The organism is Pseudoxanthomonas jiangsuensis (genome assembly GCF_010093185.1).
GTDB lineage: Bacteria > Pseudomonadota > Gammaproteobacteria > Xanthomonadales > Xanthomonadaceae > Pseudoxanthomonas > Pseudoxanthomonas jiangsuensis.
Map to the genome: position 1 here is coordinate 84,033 of NZ_PDWL01000013.1, position 20,531 is coordinate 104,563.

The following is a 20,531-nucleotide window of genomic DNA, read 5'->3' on the forward strand; positions in this document are numbered from 1 at the left end:
TCAGTAGTCGAGCGCGCGGTACCTGAAGTCGCGGAAGCGGACCTTGCCCTCGCCGGCGGCGTAGATCGCCGGCTTCAGCGCCAGGAACTGGCCGGCGACGTTGTGGTGATAGCCGGACACCTCCATCTGCACCGGGTACTTCTCCCAGGCCTTGCCGTCGGTGCTGGTATGGACGGTGACGATGTGCTGGTCGTTGGTCACCCGCAGCCACAGCCGCCCGCCCTTGCCCGGCGGCAGGCCGTGGGTCGGCCGCTCCTGGCCGTAGCGGTGCATGACGAACCTCTCGCCGTTGCTGCCCACGCCCACGTACAGGCGATCGTTGTAGAACAGCAGGGCGCCGCCGATGGCGCCCGGCTCGATCTCCATCTCCACCTCGAACTGGTACGCCTTGTCGCCGGCGATCACGCTCAGCGGCGAGCTGTCGGCCGGGGTGCGGCCCTTGCCCTGCACCGTCATCGCGCCGTCGCCGAACGACAGCCGCCGGTACTCGTCCTGGGCCGGGTTGAAGAACGACCACTGGTGGCCGAGCGCGTCGCCGTCGAACGCGTCCGACAGGGCCATGCCGTGCCGGCCGACCGCCTCGCCGCTGGGCTTGGCCAGCGGCCGGCCGAGGTCGCCGCCCTTGGCCAGGAACCAGCCGTCCCCGGTCCATTCGATCGGCTCCAGCAAGGCCTGCCGGCCCAGGGTCCAGTAGCCGTTCTCGTAGCCGTGGTAGATCATCCACCAGCGCCCGTCGGTGCCTTCGACCACGGTGGCATGACCGCGGGACCACCACGGCTCGCTGCGGTCGACGGTGCGCACGATCGGGTTGTGCGGCGAGTTCTGCCACGGTCCGTGGATCGACTTGGAGCGCGCGGTGATCACCATGTGCCCGGTCGGCGGGCCGGCGGTGCCGCCGACCGCGGTGGTCATGTAGTACCAGTCGCCGCGCTTGTGGATCTTCGGGCCTTCCTGGGCGTAGGCCTCCACGTCCCACTCCTGCGGGTACTGCCAGCCGTCGTACACGTGCTTCGGCTCGCCGACCACGCGCAGGCCGTCGTCGGACAGCTGCACGTAGTCGCCGCCGCTGAGGAACAGGTAGCGCTTGCCGTCCTCGCCCACGGCGTGGCCGGGGTCGATGTACTTGCCCAGGCCCAGCTCGACCGGCTCGCTCCAGGGACCGCGGATGTCGTCGGCCCACACCACCCAGTTGCTGCGGGTGCTGCCCTCGGTGCCGCCGGTGCGCGCGGGAAAGTAGATGTAGTAGCGGTCGCCGTGCTTGACGATGTCCGGGGCCCAGATCGAGCCGACGTTACGCGTGATCGCATGGCCCAGCGGCACCCAGTTGACCAGGTCGCGCGAATGCCAGATCGGCAGGCCGGGATAGGCGTCGAACGAGGACGAAGTCAGGTAGTAGTCGTCGCCGTCCTTGAGCACCGACGGGTCCGGGCGGTCGCCGGCGAACACCGGGTTGAGGAAGGTGCCGTCGCCCAGGTCGGCCTGGCGCTGGTGCTCGATCCCGCGCTTCCAGGGGCTGGAGTTGTCCGATGCCGGCGCGGCGGTGGCCAGGCCGGCGCCGGCGAGGACCGGCAATGCGAGCAGGAAAAGCGAATGCAGGCGACGGAGACGGAGGGCCATGGGGCTGGTCCTTGCGACGGAAGCGGGAGGAGTGTCGTGAAGGCGGTCCGGCCGCCGATGACACCGATGGTCATCGGACCCTAGCAGACCCGGGACCGGACCGGCATCCTGCGCTGCAGCAAGGCCTGGGCTGGCGTGGCGCATACAGTGGCGGTCATGAAGCCGCCGCACGTCACGCCTGGATGACACCGCTGGCCAGCAGGCGCGCTGTTCCACTCCCTCCCGCCCGTCCCATCCACGAGTCGCCATGACCCCTCCGTCCCCGGTCTTCCGTCGCCTTGCCGTCCGTCTCCTGTCGCTGGCCTGTGTGCTGGTGACGGCCCCGTCGGTCGCTGCGCCGCCGGATCCATCCATCTCCGAACGGCCTCCGGCCGTCCCCGTGCGGGCGAGCAAGGTCGTCCTGGTCGGCGATTCGACCACCGCGGTCCAGGGCGGCTGGGGCCCGGCGTTCTGCGCCGACCACGTCGCCTCGTTCCTGGCCTGCGTGAACCTGGCCCGCGGCGGCCGCAGCACCTACAACTACCGCGCCGAGGGCTCCTGGGACATCGCCCTGCAGGAATTGCGTACGGCCCCGGCCTACGCCGGCGGCGTCTACGTGCTGATCCAGTTCGGCCACAACGACCAGCCCGGCAAGCCTGGCCGTTCCACCGACCTGGCCGGCGAATTCCCCGACAACCTGCGGCGCTACGTGCGCGAGGCCCGCGCCGCCGGCGCGGTGCCGGTGCTGCTGACCCCGCTGACCCGGCGCCAGTTCAAGGACGGCCAGCTGATCGACGACCTCGCGCCGTGGGCCGAGGCCATCCGCAAGGTGGCCGCCGAACTGGACGTGCCGCTGGTGGACCTGCACGCGCGCAGCATCGCCGCGGTCCAGGGCATGGGTCCGGTGCAGGCGATGCGCTTCGCCCAGGCCCGGCCCCTGTCGGAACAGGTGGCCGCCGCCCAGGCCGGTACCACCATCGGCGCGCCGCCGACCGCTCAGGTCGTGGCGCCGGCCGGCGGCCCGGTGCCGCGCGTAGCCGCCCAGGACAACGCCGCGGCCGAGCCGATGGGCACGCCCAAGGTGGCGTTCGACTACACCCACCTCGGCCGCGAAGGCGCGGATTTCTTCGCCGCCATCGTCGCCGACGAACTGGCGCGGCAGGTGCCTGCGCTGCGGCGGAACCTGATTCCCTAGGAGAGCCGGCGGTCACCGGCGTCGTGCGCGACGCCGCGGCCAGGTTTCCCTGGCCGTGAACCGAAGCGGATTCACCGCACCCTGCGCACGTTGTTGAGCCGAGTCACTTCCTCCGCATCGCCCTCCAGCGCCACCCGCACCTGCAGCCCGTCCGCGGCGCGGCCGCCCAGCGGCAGCCGCACCTGCGCGGTCTTCGGCTGCAGGTCGCCCGGCGCCGCCAGCGCCGGCACCGGCACCCGCGCCAGCTCGCGTCCGCGCGCGTCCTCGAGCACGGCGTATCCGCCGGCGGCGGCGACATGACCCAGGCTGTGCACGGTGACCTCGACCGCATCGCCGTCCACCCGCAGGTCGCCGCGGCCGATGCCCAGGTCCGGGCGCAGTTCCACCGGCGTGCCTGCCGCGATCCGCTCGAACTCCATCACCACCGTCTGCCGCGCCGGGAACTCCACCTCCACCGAGGCGCTCCTCTCCAAGGTGAACTCGCGGCTGGACGCCTTGCCGTCGATCCGGTCGTCGCCGTCGCGGTCGACGCCCCAGCGCATGCGCCAGGTGCCCGGCTCGACGTTCCAGCCGGTCATCGTCGCCGGTTGCGCCTTGGCGTCGACGTTGTGGCCGATCACCCTGAAGCGGTCGCGGCGCGCGTCCGGCATCAGGATCGCCACCTGCTCGGCGCCGCCGTCGCGGGCGAAGCGCCAGCTGACAGTGTGGCCCGGCCAGGACTGGTTGCGCTCCAGGGCCACGCCGCCCAGGCGCTCGCGCTGCAAAAGCTCGCTGGCCGACTCCACCCGATCCGACCACCAGTGGCCCTCGGTGACCATGTACTCGCGCAAGGCCTTGAGCTGGATCGACTCGGCATGCGCGGCTTCCAGGTACTTCTTGTCGCCGGTCTGCTGCCAGGCCATCACGCTGGCGAAGCCGGTGTCGCCTTTGTCGGCGGCCGCCACCAGCGCCCTGCCCCAGTCGTCCTGGCGACCGAGCACGCCGACGAAGTTCTCGCCCAGGTTGCCCAGGCTGGCCACGCCGCTGCGCATGGCGCGGTAGTCCAGCGCCTTGAGGTACTTGTCGTCGCCGCTCCAGCGCCAGGCGGTCCAGAACAGGTGCATGGTGTCGCCACCGCCCGAGCCCTTGACCATCTCGCCGCCGCGGGTCTTGCCGGTGGCCCAGTTGATCTCGTTCGGCAGCACCCACTGCCCGTCCTCGGCGGTGTAGGCGTGGGCGAGGTAGCCGTCGGCCAGGCCGGTGACCAGCTTGCGGCCGGTGGGATCGGCGTTCCAGGCGCCGACCAGGTAGGCCGGGTGCAGCGCCGGGAACGAGTACGGCTTCTGCCACTGCCAATTCGGCTCGCGGTAGACCTTGTTGCCGCCGAACCAGTTGCTGGAGAACAGCAGGTGGCTCTGCGGGTTGGGCAGGACGATGCGCTCGTCGAAGGCCTTGACCGTCTCCATCAGCCGCTCGACCGTCAGCGGGTCGCCCCAGTTGAGGTAGAGCATGGCGCTGTTGGCGTTGATGCCCTCCTCGTAGGAATGCAGCTCGTCGGTCTCGATCGTGCTCAGGCCATTGGCGAACATGCCGTTGCGGTAGATCGCGTCGGACACCGCGGTCAGCGAGGCGTTGAGCTTGTCCGGCTTGATTCCCATCAGCGCCGCGCCCGGCCACTGCTGGACCAGGTCGGAGTCGTCGGACAGGCCGCCGCCGAAATCGCCGTACTCGACCTGGCGCTCGTCGATCCACCAGTCGATGAAGCGGCGCACGTACTTCAGGTCCTCCAGCTGCAGGAACGCCCAGCGCGGCACGTCCTTCGGCGGCTGCGGCAGTTCCACCGGCGGCCGGCCCTGGCTGTTGTAGCTGATGTAGTTCCAGTAGCGGCGGCCCTGCTCGTGGTCCGGGTCGACCCGCAAGAGGTCGGACAGGTCGGCGTGCACCCGCGCGTACAGCTGCTGGCGGCGCGAGGTGGTGTGCTCCTCGACCAGGAAGCCCCAGTTGTCGCGGGCCTGGTTGAAGCGGTCGGCGACGTGTTCCCGGATCGCCTCGGCGCGGTCCTTGAACACCAGCCGCACCTGGGCGCCGTCGAGCGAGGCGGCGGTGAAGCCCGGCGCGGCGCTGGCCACGCTGATCCACAGGCTGTCCTCGGTGAGGATGCGGTCGCGCAGGTCCAGCCATACGGTGCGCGCCTGCTTCGGGCGCACCGAGACGGAGACGTCGATCATGTCGCGCGCCGGCCAGATCGGGTCCTTGACCCGGATGTTGAGCGGGATGACCGGCCCGTCCGGGCCATCGTGCGTGGCCGGCAGGTCCAGCGCGGGGATGTCGATGGCCACGCCGTCCAGGCCGTCGTACATGTTCTCCCAGCTGTGCGCCCAGCTGCGGATCAGCGGCTGCGCCGCCGGCGCGGCGCCGACCCCGGAGGGAATCACGATGTGGACGATGGGATCGGGCGAGGCCGGCAAGGAGGCCGCGTCGCGCCTGCGCGAGCCGGCACCCTTGGGCAACGCCATCACCGTGCTGCGCTCCGCCGCCGGGAAGCGGCTGTCGATATGGCGGCGCAGCGCCTGCACGTTCTCGTAGTCCGGCAGCACCCCGCTGTCGACGAGATAGCGCTGCTTGACCGTGCCGTCCGGCTCGGCCGCATCGGTGACGTTGTAGGCCCAGATCTCCTGGATCGGCGTCTCCTGGACGTCGTTGGCGAAGCGCAGGTGGCCGCCGCGGCGCGCGGCGAACTGGTCCACGCTGCGCACCGTGCCCTGTCCGCGCGCGAACAGCGGCTGCAGGTGGCCGGCGTCGGCGCCGTACTGCGCCTGGCCGAAGGCCGCGCCGCGGATCTCGATCCGGTTGAACGGCTCGTCCGGCATCGCCAGGTCCAGGGCCTGGCCGCCTTCGACGTAGGTGTTCCAGTCCGGCAGCTGGAAGTAGTCGTTGCGGCCGGGCAGGCGCGAGCGGTTGTATACGCCCGGCCAGGTGGTCTCCGGAATGCCGTCGGTACCCTTCCACATCCACTGCTTCTTGTCGCGCACGTCGGCGAACTCGAGCTTGCGGATCGAAGTGGTGGCCGCCTGCAGCACGGGCGGCGCCTTGCCATGGTCCCAGCCGTAGCGGTGCAGCCAGGCCTGGCGGCGCGCATCGTCGCCGGCATCGGCGGCGGTGGCCGCCGTCGCCTTGGCCAGGTCGCCGCGCCGCGACAGCGCGGCCGCGCCGTCGCCGTCGAGCATGCGGTCGTAGACCCGGATCTCGTCGAAGTCACCGCCGCGCAGGAAGTTGTAGCGGCTCTGCACCTGGTACGGCGCCATCACCCGCCCGGCCAGGCCGAGCTGGTCCAGGGCGGCGTCGCCGTCGAATGCGGCGTCCACCCGCGCCGCTTCCCGGCCGTCCACGTACAGGCGCACGCCGGCGGCCTCGTCCCAGGCGAAGGTCAGGTGGGTCCAGGACTTCGCGTCCGGCAAGGCGTCCAGCCTGAACGAGACCCGGGTCCGCGCCAGGTTGGCATCGGTGACGAAGGCGTCGAAGCCGTGGCCGTTCCAGTCGATCCGCAGCCAAGCCATGTCCCAGCTGCTGTGGTCGGCGTAGCCGACCCGGAAGATCACGAACGGCGCCTCGCCCACCGCGTAGCGCGGGCGCCAGAAGAACGACAGCGTGCCGCGCTGGGCGTCGATGTTCCCCGGCGCGTTCCACGACAGCACGCCGTCGTCGGCCCACTCGATCGCACCGCCCTGCACGCCGGTGGGCACGATCTTCACCTTGTCCTGGAAGTTCGGCACCGGGTCGCCGGCGGCGGTGTCGGCGACGAAGCCCTGGTCGGCCGAGACCCGGAACAGCAGCTGCGGCGTGCCGGGAGCGGCGGCCGCGGGCAGGGCGGCGAAGGCGGTGGCCAGGGCGGCGGCGAGCAGGGAGGGGCGAGGGCTGTTCATCGGATCGGGACTTCCACTTTTCGGGTACTGCGAAGAAGAGGGCATCGCTGCGGCGCGGCCCGGCCGTGCCGGAGCCGAGCATGCCTCAACCGGGCGGGCGCGGCGGGTCGGAATGGGCAGGACGGGTGCGGCCGGAGGGCATGCAAGGCTCAGCGCGCGGCCGCCGCCTGGGCCGCGCGCCAGCGCGGCAATTCCTCGGCCAGCAGCTTCTCCGGCCAGGTGCCGTACCAGGCGTAGCCGGTGCGGCGTTCGTGCGGCAGTTCCTCGAACGCCACCGGCCGGCTGTCGCGATCGGCCACCAGCGGCTGTTGCCGCTCCAGGTCGTAGAACCGCGCCCACAGCGAAGCGCCGGCACGTGGCAAAAGGCGCCGGTCGCGGCCTCCCGGCGCCTGCGGGGCATCGACCATCTCGAACGCCAGGTCGGGCAGGCGGTGCGCCTGCAGCCAGGCCGCGGCCGTCTCGACCGCGGCGACGATGCGGGCGTCCGGCTGCGGCTGGCGCATCAGCAGGCGGAGCACGCCGACCGACTCGGCCACCGCAAGCGAGGGCAGTTCGTAGGCGCGCGCCTTGGCCGGCTGCAGAGAGTGTTCGTCGTACTGGGCCGCCCAGATCGTGGGCGTGCCGCCGATCCGGACCTGGGCGGCGAGCAGGCAGTCGATGCCGCGCGCCACCGCCGCGCGCGCGCGCGCGCCGTACTCGGGGGTCAGTGCCGCCAGCGCTTCCTGGCCCTCGGCGATCGCCTGCAGCAGGGCGATCGCGTGCACCATCGCATCGTCGTTGAGGGTGATCTGGTGGCGGTACGAGGAATGGTCCGGATGGAACTGCGGCCAGCCGCCGTTGGGGTACTGCGCCGCCAGCAGCCAGTCCACGCCGCGGCGCGCGGCGTCGAGATAGGCGCGGTTGCCGGTGCGGGCGTGCGCTTGCACCAGGTAGGCGATCTCGGTGGTTGTGGCCTTGTTGTCCAGGGTGGCGTCGTCGTGGCGGCCGGGCGCCTGCAAGGCGGCACGCTCGGCCTGGTCGTAGACCCGAGCGTAGTCGACCTTCGCCTCCCGGTAATGCTTGGACCAGCCGCCGGACGGGGTCTGCAGCAAAAGCATGTTCTCGGCCACCGGGTCGGTCGCCGGCGCTGCGGCGGGGGTGGCCGCGCTTGCACAGGCGCAGAGCAGGCAGGCGGCCAGCGCCGGCAAGAGGCGGTGCAGCGGGGGCAGGGTCATTCGTAGGGTCTCCAGTCGCCCAGGATCGCGTCCCGGGTGTAGGTGGCGGCCTGGGCCGGATCGAGACGGTGGGACCAGGGCGCGCGCGCGTCGGTGGCCGCCCCGGGGCCGGTATTGCCGGCCTCGGCGAAGAAGGCGCTGGCCTGGCGGTGCGGCTGGTTCCAGTCGTGCCAGCCCGCCGCTAGGATGTGGCCGCCGAGGCGGCTGTCGAGGAAGGCCACCCGGGCGTGGTCGCGCCAGGGCCGGCCCAGGTACACGTTGCGCACGCCCGGCGCGGCGGCCAGCTCGCAGTCGCGGAACACCAGACCGAAGGCGCGCCCCTGCGGCGTGGCCGCGGCGGTGACGTAGCCGTCGCCCAGGGAGCGGATCCGGCAGCGCTCGAACAGCGCGGTGCCGGCGCCGAAGATGAAGTCCACGGTGCCCTCGACCTCGCAGTCGCCGAACCACGACACGCTGTCGCGGCCCTGGAGGTACACCGTGTCCTGGTGGCCGCGCAAGCGCACGTGCTCGAACGCGGCGCGGGTGCCGATCACCGCCAGCGCCACCGCCTGGCCGACCGGTCCGGCGTCGTTGGCGATCGCCAGCCGCGAGGCGCGGAAATCGTCGCCGCGCACGAACACCGTGGCCGAGCCGAACGTACCGAACGGCTGGCCGGTGACGGGGTTGATGCGCGCGGCGAAGTGGTCGTTGACCAGGACGGTGCGCCCGGCGCCGTCGCCGACCAGCTCAATCGGCGGCGCACCGGTGGGGATATCGACCACCCCGCGCCAGATGCCGGCCGTGACGTGGATCCGCGCAGGAACGCCTGCGGCGACGGCGGCATCGATCGCCGCCTGCACCGTGCGGTGGCTGCCGTCTCCGCCAGCGGAGACGCTGAAGGACGCGACCGCGCCCGGGGCCGTGCCGGCCTGCGCAGCGGATGCGCAGGCCAGCAGCAGGAAGAGAAGGTGCCCTGTCGGCTCCCGCCCGCGCCGGTGCGCGGGCGGGAGGCACGACCGGGCGGACCGGCCACGCCCGAAGGAGAGGGGGGACGGGCGTGGCCGGGCAGACACGTCAGAAGCGGTAGCGCGCGCCGAGGTAGTACTGGCGGCCGTTGACGGTGTAGCGGTCGGGCATCTGCAGGGTCGAGTCGACGTAGCGCTGGTCCGGCGTATCGAGCAGGTTGATGGCCTCGAACGTGAGCGAGAGCTTGTCGGTGACCTTGTAGGACATGTTGAAGTCCACGTTCTGGACGGAGTCCTTGCCGGTGACGTCGGCGGTCGTCAGCTCGTTGCCGTCCAGGTCCCAGACGTTCTCGCGGCTGAGGATCTCGCTGATGTAGCCGTCGCGGTAGCTGGTGGACACGCGCGCGCTGAAGCGGCCGTCATCGTAGTACACGGTGGCGTTGTACGAGTTCGGCGAGAGGTTGAGCAGCTGGTTCTCGGTGACGGTGGTGACCACCTGAGTATTGCTATTGGACGAGCTGCTGAACCAGTACTGGATGTCCGAATCGACATGGGTGTAGTTCAGCTGCACGCCGAACTTGCTCCAGAAGCCGGGCAGGAAGGTGAACGGCTGCTGGTAGGTCATCTCGTAGCCCTTGAGCGGGCCACCCGGGGTGTTGTAGTAGCTCTGCACGTTGAAGCGCGTGTCGGCGGTGAAGCCGGCCGGCAGCAGGTCCAGCGAGTAGCCCATGCCCTCCCAGGTGGAAATCAGGCGGGTGCGCTGGATGTAGCTCTCGATGTCCTTGTAGAACACCGCGCCGGAAAGCAGCGCGCCCTCGGCGAAGTACCACTCCAGGCTCAGGTCGTAGTTGGTGGAGCGGTAGGGGTCGAGCTTGGGGTTGCCCAGGTTGATCGAGAACGTGCGGCCGTCGTCGAAGTACTGGGTCGGGCCGCCGCTGACGCTGGGCGAGAGGTAGGCCAGGGTCGGGCGGGCCATGGTCTTGGCCGCGCCGAATCGCAGCACCAGCTCGTCGCTCAGGTCCCAGGCCAGGTTCAGCGAGGGCAGCACGTCCTGGTAGTCGTGGTTGACGACGCTGCGCACCAGATAGCGGTCACCGGCGGCGGCGGTGGCGCTGGCCACGCCGAAGAAGGCCTGGCAGTTGGGCGAGTTGTTGGCCGCACTCGCGGCGGCGCACGGGGCCCAGCCCGAGGCGGTGATCTGGGTATCGACCACACGCACGCCGACATTGCCGCGGAAGGCGCGACCCAGCAGCTCGCTGTTGAAGTCCAGCTGCAGGTAGGTGCCCAGGCTCTTCTCGTTGACCTCGAAGTTGTTGTTGGAGGAGCCGTAGTGGCCGACGCTGGCCAGGCGGTAGTCGCCGCCCTGCGCGCCGTTGTCGCAGTTGCAGTAGATGTCCAGCAGCTCGACCACCTTGCCGAAATCCGGGACCAGCCAGCTGCCCGGCGCGCCGGACAGGTTCTTGCCGAAGCCGTCCAGGGTGGTGCTCAGGTCGGCGATGCTCACCCCGTCCGGCAGTGCCTGGGCCAGGCGGCCGTAGCTGATGTGGCGGTACTCCTCCGAACTCATGTCGTAGTTCTTGTAGGCGAAGCCGCCGCGCAGGGTGAAGGTCGGATTGATGTCGAACTGCAGGTCGACCTTGGCGGTGTCGAAGCTGTTCTCGACGAAGCTCGGGTTCAGGCGGACTTCGCTGATGTTGGTGCCGCGGGCGGTGCCGTTGCTGTTCACCGGCACCGCGCCATAGCCGAGCCACGACCAGGCGTTGGGATCGTTGAGCGCGAACGGGAAGGTCATGCGCGGCATGTCCGGATCGCCGCGCAGGTCGAGCACGAAGCCGTCCTGGTTCTGGTTGTCGAAGCTGACCAGCGAAAACACCGGGCGCTCGTAGTCCGAGCTGGAGTGGCCCAGCTGCGCGTCCACCCGCACCGCGTCGTTGACGTGGTGCTCCAGCGACAGGCTGTACTGCTGGAACTTGGTCGATTCCTGGATGTTGGTGGACTCGGTGCGGAAGTCGACGTTGTCGAACACGCCATAGGTCAGGCGGTTCATGTCGTCCACCTCGGCCTCGCGGACCACGATCTGGGTCTTGCCGCCCAGGTTGGCCGCCCGGTGCAGGTTGGCGCCGAGCGAATCCTCGCGCTGGTCCTTCTTCAGCTCCGAATACATCGCGTCGAAGCTGAGCAGGGTGTCGTCGGAGGCGCGCCACTGCAGCGCGCCGGTCACGCCCAGGCGCTCGATCTCGCTGGCGGTGCGGATGTAGCGCGGGTAGCGCGGGATCCAGGCGTTGGTCGCGGTCTCGTAGGCGGCGATGTTCTCCGGGGTGGCCGCAGGACGCGGCAGGCCGGTGCCGCAGTTCTCGGCGTCGATCCCGTAGCTGCCCCAGCCGTTGCTGCGCGCCTGGTTGGCCGCCGATCCCACGCCCTGCGCGGTCTCGTTGGACAGCGGGTTGCGCGGGGTCTGCGGATCGTAGCCGACCGGCGAGCAGAAGCCGTAGGTTCCGTTGTTGTTGGCGTTGGACTGGTTGGAGTTGCGGTGGTTGCCGTGCTCCCAGCGCACTGGGTTGTAGCCTTCCTCGTAGACATTGCGCTTGCTGTAGGAGGCAGACAGCAGGGCGCCGAAGCGGCCGTCGCCCCAGGAGTTGGAGATCAGGCCGGACACGCGCGGATCGTACTCTTCCGCCAGCTCGCCATAGCCGACCTGGGCGCTGGCCGAGGCGCGGAAGCCGTCGAAGTCGAACGGCCGCGAGCCGCGCAGGTCGACCGTGGAGCCCAGCGAGCCCTCGTCCATCTGCGCCGACTGCGTCTTGTTGACCTTGACCTGCGAGAACAGTTCGGAGGCGAAGGTGTTGAAATCGAAGCCGCGGCTGCGGTTGACGCCGGCGGTGCCGGTGCCGGCGGTGGCAAGCGCCTCGAGGCCGTTGAGGCGCACGCGGGTGAAATCCGAGCCCAGGCCGCGGATCGAGATGCGCTGGCCCTCGCCGCCCTCGCGGTCGATCGACACGCCGGCGATGCGCTGCATCGACTCGGCCAGGTTCTGGTCCGGGAACTTGCCGATGTCCTCGGCGAAGATCGCATCGACCTGCTCGGTCGAGTAGCGCTTCTCGTCCAGCGACTTCTGCAGGCTCTGGCGATAGCCGGTGACGACGACCGCGTCGAGTTCGGTAGCCCCCTGGGAGGCCTGCGATTCCTGCGCCGCCACCGGCGCCGAGAGGGCTACCGCGATCGCGGTGGCCAGCATGGTAACCGGTGTCTTTCGGCGGATTGCGTGATTCGACATCTTCGTTCTCCCTCCCCAGGGCTTGGATCGTGCGTCCGTGTTGAATGGGCGGGTGGCGTTGGCCGCCCCATGCGTTTCAGTGTCGATGACACCGATGGTCAAAACGGAACGTAGCAGCGTCCCCGGCGCTTGGCATCTTGCAGCGCAACACCGGGCGCGATGCTTTTCCGGAAACGAAAAAAGCCGGGGCGGCAGCGCCGCTCCGGCCTTCCATCGTCAGGCGATGAACGTGGTACCGCTTAGAACTTGTAGCGCACACCCAGCAGGTACTGGCGACCGGTCTCGCTGTAGTCCAGCGGCAGCTGCGAGGAGGCGCCGACCCACGACTGCTGCGGCTCGTTGGTCAGGTTGATGCCTTCCAGGCTCAACTCGACCTGCTCGCTGAGCTTGTAGCGCAGCGACGCATCCACGTAGGTCGTGCCGGTCTGGCCGTGGACGTCGAAGCCTGCTTCCGTCGCCGGCACCTGGATCAGGTAATCGTCGCGGTTGGTGGCCGAGACGCGGCCGGCGAACTTCTCGCCTTCGTAGAACAGGGTGGCGTTCCACGAGTGGCGGGACAGGCCGGTCAGGTCGGTCTTGTACGACAACGCACCGGAGCTGGTCAGGTACTGGATCTGGGAGTCGACGAAGGTGTAGTTCAGCTGCACGCCGAGGTTGGACCAGATGCCTGGCAGGAAAGTGAAGGGCTGGATGTAGTTCGCTTCCACACCCTTCAGCGGACCGCCCGGGGTGTTCACCGGCTTGGAGAAGGTGAAGTCATCGGTGGGGCTCAGGCCATAGCTGGTGGCGATGCTGTCAGGCAGGCCACTGGTGTTGAACGGACGCACCTCGCGGGTGGTCTGGACGAAGCTCTCGATGTCCTTGTAGAACAGGCCCAGGCTCAGCATGCCGGCATCCTGGAAGTACCACTCGCCGGTCAGGTCGTAGGTCGTGGCACGGATCGGATCCAGGTTAGGGTTGCCTTCGGTGACATTGCGCGAGCCACCACTGACGCTGACGGTCTTGCCTGGGGTCAGGCTGCCGAGACCCGGACGCGACATCACCTTGGCCGCGCCGAAGCGGACCAGCAAGTCGGGCGCCACTTCGGCGACCAGGTTCAGCGACGGCAGGGTGTCGCTGTACTCGCGGTTGCTGACCACCGTCACCGGGGCGCTGGAGCTGGTGGCGATACCAGTGGCGCGCTGCTTGGTCTTGACGTGGCGCACGCCGAAGTTGCCCGAGAACGGGATCGAACCCAGGTCGGTGGAGAACTCGCCCATCAGCCAGGCACCGCGATCCTCTTCCTCGACGCTGCGCACGCTTGCGGCATAGGAGCTGAACGCCCAGGTGCCCTCGCCGCTGAAGATGTCGTAGTAGTCCGCGATGGCATCGAAGTCAGGCACCACCCAGTTGCCCGGGGAGCCGTCCACGCCGCTGAGGCCGGCGTTCTGGATCATGTCCACGGGCACGATCCGGGTGCCGTCGGCGAAGTTGGGCGCGGAAGCCTCGTTCGCCGTACGGCGCCACTCACGCGAGTTGAAGCTGTAGTCCTTGGCCACGATGCCGCCCTTGAGGCGGAAACCGGGGCTGATGGCCCAGTTGAAGTCCAGCTCGCCCACGTCGAAATCGTTCTCGACCTGGTTGGCGCGCATGCGCACGGTGGACAGGGTCCAGCCGTTCGGATCGGTCGGGTCGATGCCGTAGTCGATCACCGGGGCCCACTTGTCGCCGCGGTAGTCGTAGCTGTAGCCGTCGACGTTCAGCTTGTCCATCATGATCGTCGCCTGGACCGGGTTGTCGTGCTCGGACGACGAGGTGCCGATCTTGCCGTTGATCTTGAAGGCGTCGCTGAACTCGTGGGTGCCGCTCAGGCTGATCTGCTTGAAGACGGTATCCCACTCGTCGTAGCGGTTCTCGGCGCGCACGTCGACATTGTCGAACTCGCCGTACAGCAGCGCGCCGGTGGCCGGATCGATGTAGCCGTCGTTGACGATGGTTTCCGGCTTGCCACCCTGCGAGGCGCTGCGGCTGAAGGAGATCGCCTCGATGTAGTGCTCGCGGCGGGTGGCGTCGATCTTGGAGTACATCGCGTCGAGCGCGAACTCGGTGGAGTCGGTCGGCTTGAACTGCAGCGCCGCGGTCACGCCGGTGCGCTTCTGGTCGTGTTCCATCCAGGTGTAGCGCGGAAAGCGCGGATGGAAGACGTTGGAGGCCATGGCATCGGTGAACGGCGAGGCGGCGTTGAAACCACCGTTGCTGTTGCCGCCGGCCCAGCGGCCGCTGCCCGACCCTTCTTCCAGAGTGCTCTTCTCGGAGTACGCAACCGAGACCAGGGCGCCGAACTTGCCGTCCGCCCAGGTGTTGGCGACCAGGGCCGCCACGCGCGGGTCGGCCTGCTCGGACATCTCGCCGTAGCTGGCTTGGCCGCTGGCGGCGAAGGTGAAGCCGTCATAGTCGAACGGACGCGAGGTGCGCAGGTCGACGGTCGCGCCCAGCGAGCCTTCCTCGACGTCGGCCGAGGCGGTCTTGCGCACGATCATCTGCGAGAACAGGTCCGAGGCGAAGACGTTGAAGTCGAAGCCGCGGCTGCGGTTGGTGCCGCCGTTCTGGTCGGTGCTGCCGACCGTGGTCAGCGCCTCCATGCCGTTGATGCGCACGCGGGTGAAATCCGGGCCGAGGCCGCGCACCGAGATGTTGCGGCCTTCGCCGCCATCGCGGGTGATGACCACGCCCGGGATGCGCTGCAGCGACTCGGCCAGGTTCAGGTCGGGGAACTTGCCCACGTCCTCGGACACGATCGCGTCGACCACGCCCGCTTCGCCGCGCTTGATGTCGATCGCGCGCTCGAGGCTGGCGCGGTAACCGGTGACGACGACCGTGTCGAGGTTGGTCGCATCCTCGGCGGCCGCGGCGGCTTCCTGGGCGAACGACGACGGCACGTACAGGGCCAGGCCGATCGAGGCGGCCAGCAGGGTAACCGGTGTCTTCCGGTGCTTGCTACGGGTCTGCATATCCCCTCCCAAAGGGTTCAGCGAACGCAAGATGGTGTTTCGGAATGGCGAGCTCCCAGCGCATGACACCGCTGGTCAAACGGAACGCTAACACCGGTTTCCGGGCCGGGGCATCTTGCAATGCAGCACATGCGCCTGTGTTAACGGTCACATCGCGCACTACGAAAGAACGCCGCCATCGCTAGAATGACACCGCTGGCCATAGCGTCCGGCGTGCCGGTTGGCCCGCCGGTGCGCGGCCATGACACCATCCAGCGCTCGCGTGCGTACAGATCGAGGGAGAACAGATGTCGGCCCGTGTCGTGTGTTTCGGAGAACTGCTGCTGCGCCTGAGCGCGCCCGGCCGCGAGAAGCTGCTGCAGAGCCCGCAGCTGGAAGCACGGATCGGCGGCGCCGAGGCCAACGTCGGCGTGTCGCTGGCGCAGTTCGGTCACCGGGTGGCCGCGGCCGGCACGGTGGCCGACAACGCCTTGGGCGAGGCGGCCGCCGGCGAGCTGCGCCGCCATGGCGTGGACACGTCCGGCCTGCGCAAGGTGCCCGGGCGCATGGGCCTGTACTTCCTCGCCCCCGGCGCGATCCACCGCCCGGCCGAGGTGCTGTACGACCGCGCCGGCTCGGCCTTCGCCCTGGCCGCCGCCGAGGCCTACGACTGGCCCGCCCTGCTCGCCGGCGCCGACTGGCTGCACCTGTCCGGCGTGACCCCGGCACTGGGCGCCAACACCGCCGCCGCCGCCCTGGCCGCCGCCCGCGCCGCGCGCAAGGCCGGAGTGAAGGTCTCCTTCGACGGCAACTTCCGCCCCAAGCTGTGGGAGGTCTGGAAGGGCGACGCGAAGGCGATCCTGTCCGAGCTGATGGCCGAGGCCGACCTGCTGTTCGCCGACTACCGCGACATGGGCGTGGTCCTGGGCGGCCGCTATCCGCAGGCCGAAGCCCTGGACCGGGTCGAGGCGGCCGCGGCCGATGCCTTCGCCGCGTTCCCGCACCTGCAGTGGATGGCCTGCACCATCCGCGCGCCGCGCAACGTCGACCAGCACGCGCTGTCGGGCGTGCTGGTCGGCCGCCAGGCCGGCACCGCGCTGGCGCCGCAGGAGGAAGTCGGCCCGATCGTGGACCGCATCGGCGGCGGCGACGCCTTTGCCGCCGGCGTGCTGCACGGCCTGATCCGAGGCTGGGAACCGGAACGCACGATCCGCTTCGGCCTGGCCGCCGGCTGCCTGAAGCATTCGATCCCCGGCGACTTCAACCTGGTCTCCGAAGCCGACGTCGAAGCCCTGGTCGGCGAGGGCCGCTACGACGTGAAGCGCTGAGGTACACCGCTCAGATGATCCGCAGCGTGATCGCCTTCAGCACCGCGCGGGTGCGGTCGCGGGTGCCGAGCTTGTCGAGGATGGTGGAGACGTAGTTCTTCACCGTGCCCTCGGCCAGGAACAGGCTGCGGGCGATCTCCTTGTTGGAGTAGCCGCCGGCCAGCAGGCGCAGGATCGCTACCTCGCGCTCGCCGAAGGTGTCGTGCGGCGGCGCCTCGTCGTGGAAGCGGTAGCGGGCGCGTACCGGGTCGGTGCTGACCGGGGCCAGCAGGGTCTCGCCGCCGGCCACGCGCAGGATCGCGGCGTGCAGGTCGTCGGGGGCGGCGTCCTTGAGCAGGAAGCCCTGGGCGCCGGCCTCGCGCGCGCGCAGGAGCAGGTCGCTGTCGTCGAAGGTGGTCAGCAGCAAAACCGGGGTGGGATCGCCGCTGGCGCGCAGTTCGCGCAGGGCGGCGATGCCGTCCATCCCGGGCATGCGGATGTCGCTCAGGACCACGTCCACCGGCTGCAACTGCAGGGCGTCGAGCAGTCCCTGGCCGTCCTCGGCCTCGAACGCGACCGTCACGCCGAGGGCTTCGAGCAGGGCGCGCAGGCCGGCGCGGACCAGGGCCTGGTCGTCGGCCAGGGCCACGCGCACGGTGGGTGCGGCGCTCATGCCGGCAGACTCGCCCGCAGGCGCAGGCCGCCGGCGGGTGTGCGGTCCACCTCCAGGCTGCCGCGCAAAGCGGCCAGGCGCTCGCGCATGCCGGCCATGCCGTTGCCCTCGCGGATGCGCTCGCCGCAGCGACCGTCGTCGTATACCTCGATCCGCAACTGCGTGTCCTCCTGGTCGATGTGCAGCCATACCCGGTCGGCGTTGGCGTGGCGGGCGGCATTGGTCAGCGCTTCCTGGGCCAGCCGCAGCACCGTCTCGGCCACGGCCGGATCGGCTACGTGCACGCCGGGCGCGATTGTGAGTTGCAGCGCCGGACGCGGGAAGGGGGCGGCCAGGGCGCGCAGGGCGGTGGCCAGGTCCAGGCCGCGGTCGTCGCGCAGCGACTGCACCACCTGGCGGATGTCGGCCAGCAGTTCGCCCGAGAGGCGTTCGACCAGCTGCACCCGGGGATGGCTGGCCAGGTCCGGCTCGGCGGCCAGGGCGCGCAGGTTCAGGCGCATGGCGGTGAGCTTGTGCCCGGCCACATCGTGCAGTTCGCGAGCCATGCGCAGGCGCTCGGCGTCGCGCGCGCTGTCGGCCAGCAGGGCGCGGGTCGCCAGCAGGTCGGCGTTGACCCGGGCCAAGGCGTCGCGCGAGTGCTCGGCCGAGCGCGCGTAGTGCACGCAGATCGCCGCCAGCGCCTGGAAGCCGAGGTTGATCAGGACCATCGGCAGCGGATCGATGCTGATGGTGAGGCGCAGCAGCAGGTAGAAACCGGTGTTGACCACCGCCATGGCCACCATCGCGGTGCGCGGGGTCCAGACCGCGAACGCGCACGCGGCCCAGATCACCAGCAGCACCTGGGAGGCGCCGATCCGCGCGGTGAGGGCGCTGAGGGCGAAGGTGATGGCCGGCATGCCGAGCAGGGCCAGGAGCCGGGTCGGGTGCGGCCGGCCCTCGGGCAGCAGTTGCAGCCAGGCGAACAGGACCAGGTAGCCGGCCAGCAAAGCGAACGTCACTGGCTGGTGCTCGGCCGCCGCGTAGCGCAGCGAATAGGCCACGGTGAGGATGGTCAGCAGCCCGGCCAGGGGCAAGGGCTGCAGCAGGGACTTGAGCATCTGGCGCATGTGGCCATGCTCGGATGGCCACCGGCGGCTGGCAATGGCCGTGGCGCGGGTCGTGACTTCCGGCAGGTCGCGCCGATGACGACAGGCCAGGGGCAACGGCGGTGTCTACGGGCCGCTGGGCAGCGCCTGGTGCAGCGCCTCGATCCCGTGCCAGGGATCCTTGCGCAGCCGGGCCGCGCGCCGCAGCGCCTTGTCCAGGGTGAAGGCGCCGGGCGAGTCGATCCGCGCCAGTTCGTTCCAGCGCAGGGGCATGGCCACGGTGGCGTGTTCGCGTGCGCGCAGCGACCAGCTGGCCACGCTGGTGGCGCCGCGGGTGTTGCGCAGCCAGTCCAGGAAGATCCGGCCGCGGCGGTGCTCCTTGCGCATGTTGGCCAGCCAGCGCTGCGGCGCCTGCCGTTCCATCGCCCGGGCGAAAGCCCCGCAGAATTCCCGCGCCCGCTCCCACGGTACCGCCGGCGCCAGCGGCACCACCACGTGCAGGCCCTTGCCGCCGCTCATCCGCAGGAAGCTCTCCAGCCCGGCCCCGCGCAGGCGCGCGCGGACCTCGCGGGCGCCTGCGCGCACCTGTTCCCACGTCACGCCCTCGCCCGGGTCCAGGTCGAACACCAGCCGGTCGGCGCGCTCAGGATCGGCCACGGTCGATCCCCAGGGATGCAGCTCGATCGCGTTCATCTGCACCAGCTGCAGCAGGCCGGCCGCGTCGTCGATATAGAGGTAGTCCTCGATCCCGCTCTTCTGCCGAAGGGGCACGGCATGCACGCGGTCGCCGAAGCCCGGGCCGTGGTGCTTCTGGAAGAAGCATTCGCCGCCGGCGCCGTCCGGGCAGCGCAGCAGCGACAGCGGCCGCCCGGCCAGGCCCGGCAGCAGCCAGGGCGCGACCCTGCGGTAGTAGTCGGCGACCCGGGCCTTGGTGATGCCGCCGGCCGGGTAGACCACCCGCTCGGGGTGGGTCAGGGCGACGGTATCGGCGGCGTCCTCGTCCTGTTTCCGGTCGCGGCCGCGCGGCGACACGGCGCGCTACCCGGCCTTGCGCCGCGGCGCGGCCTTCTTCTTCGCCGCGCCCTTGGCCGCCGCCTTCCTGGCCGGGGCCTTCTTCGCCTTGGCCGCGCGCTCGGTGGTGGCCTTCTTCGCCGGCGTGCGGGTCTTCGCCTCCAGGCTCTGCTGCAGCAGGGACATGAAGTCGACGACGTTGGTGGCCGTCTCCTCCGGCGGCTCGGCCTCGTCTTCGATCCGGGCGGTGCCGCCCTTGCTCTTGATCCGCTTGCGGATGATCGCCTGCAGCCGCTCGCGGAACTCGTCCTTGTAGGCCTCCGGATCCCAGTCGCCGCTCATCGAGTCGATCAGCTGCTGCGCCATCTGCAGTTCCTTGGCCGTGACCCGGTAGTCGGAGGGCTTGCCCGCCGGCAGGGGGTAGTCGGCCGGGTCGACCAGTTCCTGCGGATAGCGCAAAAGCATCAGCACCAGCGCGTCGCCCTGCGGCATCACCGCGGCCAGGTACTCGCGGGTGCGGATCACCACCCGGGCGATGCCGACCCGGTTGCTGCCGCGCAGGGTCTCGCGCAGCAGCACGTAGCCCTTCTCGGCCTTCTTCGCCGGCACCAGCACGTAGGGCTTCTCGTAGTAGCGCGGGTCGATCGCGGCGGCGTCGACGAAGGTCTCGACCTCGACCGTCTCGTGGCTCTCCGGCGCCGCCGCCTTGATGTCGGCCTCCTCGAGCACGACGTAGCTGCCCTTGTCGTACTCGAAGGCCTTGACCACCTCCTTCCACGGCACCTCCTCGCCGGTCTCGGCGTTGACCCGCTCGTAGCGCACCGGCTTGCGGTCGCGCGAGTCGAGCATGCGGAAGTGCAGGTCGGTGCGGCGCTCGCCGGTCATCAGCGACACCGGCACGTTGAGCAGGCCGAAGGACAGGGTGCCGGTCCAGATCGGGCGGGCCATGGGCGGGACTCCCGGACGGGTGGGGCGCCAGTGTTGCCACGCGCCGCGTAGGCCGGCCGTGATGGAGCATGACGCCTACACCGGGAACACGCCGGTCTCACGCCGCCTTGCCGGACCCGGCGCAAGCATGGCGCCTCGTCCCACCAGGAGGCAGCCGCCATGGCCACCCGCGACCGCAAGGATCCGCCGCCCCCGGGCGAGGTTCCGGAGCCGGAGACCCCGCACGAGCGCCGCAAGCGCAAGGAACACGAAAGCGAAAACCAGGACCAGGCGCTGGAGGAGACCTTCCCGGCCAGCGATCCGGTCTCGCCGTTCATCCCTGCCAAGGTGCCGGAGTGAGGGAGGCGGGGACCCGACCCGCCTTCGCTCGCGGCCAAAAGCAGAAGGCCCGGCAACGCCGGGCCTTCCGTGTC

Annotated in this window: 12 protein-coding genes and 1 pseudogene; 3 read left to right on the top strand and 10 right to left on the bottom strand. The window is 70.2% G+C overall.

The features are described from left to right. Window positions 1-1,617: a family 43 glycosylhydrolase gene (locus tag CSC62_RS09820; RefSeq protein ID WP_162406004.1), complete on the bottom strand. Its 1,617-nt coding sequence runs from the start codon at window positions 1,615-1,617 to the stop codon at window positions 1-3. Window positions 1,618-1,996: 379 nt separating this feature from the next. Between CSC62_RS09820 and CSC62_RS09825 the strand changes: the two genes are divergently transcribed. Further along, window positions 1,997-2,791 carry a rhamnogalacturonan acetylesterase gene (locus CSC62_RS09825; protein ID WP_425502007.1) on the top strand — a complete coding sequence of 265 codons (795 nt, stop codon included), beginning with the start codon at window positions 1,997-1,999 and terminating at the stop codon, window positions 2,789-2,791. 71 nt (window positions 2,792-2,862) lie between these two features. Here CSC62_RS09825 and CSC62_RS09830 read toward each other — a convergent pair whose 3' ends face one another. The 5 genes from CSC62_RS09830 to CSC62_RS09850 all read right to left on the bottom strand — a co-directional run bounded on the left by CSC62_RS09830 (window position 2,863) and on the right by CSC62_RS09850 (window position 15,115). Beyond that, window positions 2,863-6,693 carry a LamG-like jellyroll fold domain-containing protein gene (locus CSC62_RS09830; RefSeq protein ID WP_211368967.1) on the bottom strand — a complete coding sequence of 1,277 codons (3,831 nt, stop codon included), beginning with the start codon at window positions 6,691-6,693 and terminating at the stop codon, window positions 2,863-2,865. Between the two features lie 149 nt (window positions 6,694-6,842). Beyond that, window positions 6,843-7,907, bottom strand: a complete 1,065-nt coding sequence (gene pelA / locus CSC62_RS09835) for a pectate lyase (RefSeq protein WP_162406006.1) — start codon at window positions 7,905-7,907, stop codon at window positions 6,843-6,845. Further along, complete coding sequence (locus tag CSC62_RS09840; RefSeq protein WP_162406024.1) at window positions 7,904-8,845, bottom strand: pectinesterase family protein; 942 nt, start codon at window positions 8,843-8,845, stop codon at window positions 7,904-7,906. The genes pelA and CSC62_RS09840 overlap by 4 nt, the downstream gene beginning before the upstream one ends. Window positions 8,846-8,960: 115 nt before the next feature. Then, window positions 8,961-12,086 (bottom strand): TonB-dependent receptor, encoded by a 3,126-nt coding sequence (locus CSC62_RS09845; RefSeq protein WP_162406007.1) that lies wholly within the window; start codon window positions 12,084-12,086, stop codon window positions 8,961-8,963. 278 nt (window positions 12,087-12,364) lie between these two features. Continuing rightward, on the bottom strand, window positions 12,365-15,115 hold the full coding sequence (locus CSC62_RS09850) for a TonB-dependent receptor (RefSeq protein WP_162406008.1): 2,751 nt from the start codon (window positions 15,113-15,115) through the stop codon (window positions 12,365-12,367). A gap of 287 nt (window positions 15,116-15,402) precedes the next feature. On the opposite strand from CSC62_RS09850, the gene CSC62_RS09855 reads away from it, so the two are divergent. Then, entirely contained in the window at window positions 15,403-16,422 is a 1,020-nt protein-coding gene (locus tag CSC62_RS09855; RefSeq protein WP_162406009.1) for a sugar kinase, read from the top strand. Between the two features lie 10 nt (window positions 16,423-16,432). On the opposite strand, the gene CSC62_RS09860 is transcribed toward CSC62_RS09855, so the two are convergent. The 4 genes and pseudogenes from CSC62_RS09860 to ku form a co-directional block, all read right to left on the bottom strand. After that, window positions 16,433-17,074, bottom strand: coding sequence for a response regulator transcription factor (locus CSC62_RS09860; protein ID WP_162406010.1), 642 nt, complete (start codon window positions 17,072-17,074; stop codon window positions 16,433-16,435). Next, window positions 17,071-18,276 carry a sensor histidine kinase gene (locus tag CSC62_RS09865; protein ID WP_211368968.1) on the bottom strand — a complete coding sequence of 402 codons (1,206 nt, stop codon included), beginning with the start codon at window positions 18,274-18,276 and terminating at the stop codon, window positions 17,071-17,073. Before CSC62_RS09865 ends, CSC62_RS09860 begins: the two co-directional genes overlap by 4 nt. 9 nt (window positions 18,277-18,285) lie before the next feature. Next, window positions 18,286-19,182 (bottom strand): annotated as a pseudogene (ligD, locus tag CSC62_RS09870) (non-homologous end-joining DNA ligase); the annotation flags it as partial. A gap of 15 nt (window positions 19,183-19,197) precedes the next feature. Next, on the bottom strand, window positions 19,198-20,118 hold the full coding sequence (ku, locus tag CSC62_RS09875; RefSeq protein ID WP_162406013.1) for a non-homologous end joining protein Ku: 921 nt from the start codon (window positions 20,116-20,118) through the stop codon (window positions 19,198-19,200). Between the two features lie 159 nt (window positions 20,119-20,277). Between ku and CSC62_RS09880 the strand changes: the two genes are divergently transcribed. Next, complete coding sequence (locus tag CSC62_RS09880) at window positions 20,278-20,457, top strand: hypothetical protein (protein WP_162406014.1); 180 nt, start codon at window positions 20,278-20,280, stop codon at window positions 20,455-20,457. Window positions 20,458-20,531: the final 74 nt, after the last annotated feature.

Coding starts and splice junctions, on each gene's coding strand:
- CSC62_RS09880 (WP_162406014.1), top strand. CDS start 20,278: ATGGCCACCCGCGACCGCAAGGATCCGCCGCCCCCGGGCGAGGTTCCG.
- CSC62_RS09850 (WP_162406008.1), bottom strand. CDS start 15,115: ATGCAGACCCGTAGCAAGCACCGGAAGACACCGGTTACCCTGCTGGCC.
- CSC62_RS09855 (WP_162406009.1), top strand. CDS start 15,403: ATGTCGGCCCGTGTCGTGTGTTTCGGAGAACTGCTGCTGCGCCTGAGC.
- CSC62_RS09820 (WP_162406004.1), bottom strand. CDS start 1,617: ATGGCCCTCCGTCTCCGTCGCCTGCATTCGCTTTTCCTGCTCGCATTG.
- ku (WP_162406013.1), bottom strand. CDS start 20,118: ATGGCCCGCCCGATCTGGACCGGCACCCTGTCCTTCGGCCTGCTCAAC.
- pelA (WP_162406006.1), bottom strand. CDS start 7,907: ATGACCCTGCCCCCGCTGCACCGCCTCTTGCCGGCGCTGGCCGCCTGC.
- CSC62_RS09830 (WP_211368967.1), bottom strand. CDS start 6,693: ATGAACAGCCCTCGCCCCTCCCTGCTCGCCGCCGCCCTGGCCACCGCC.
- CSC62_RS09845 (WP_162406007.1), bottom strand. CDS start 12,086: ATGCTGGCCACCGCGATCGCGGTAGCCCTCTCGGCGCCGGTGGCGGCG.
- CSC62_RS09860 (WP_162406010.1), bottom strand. CDS start 17,074: ATGAGCGCCGCACCCACCGTGCGCGTGGCCCTGGCCGACGACCAGGCC.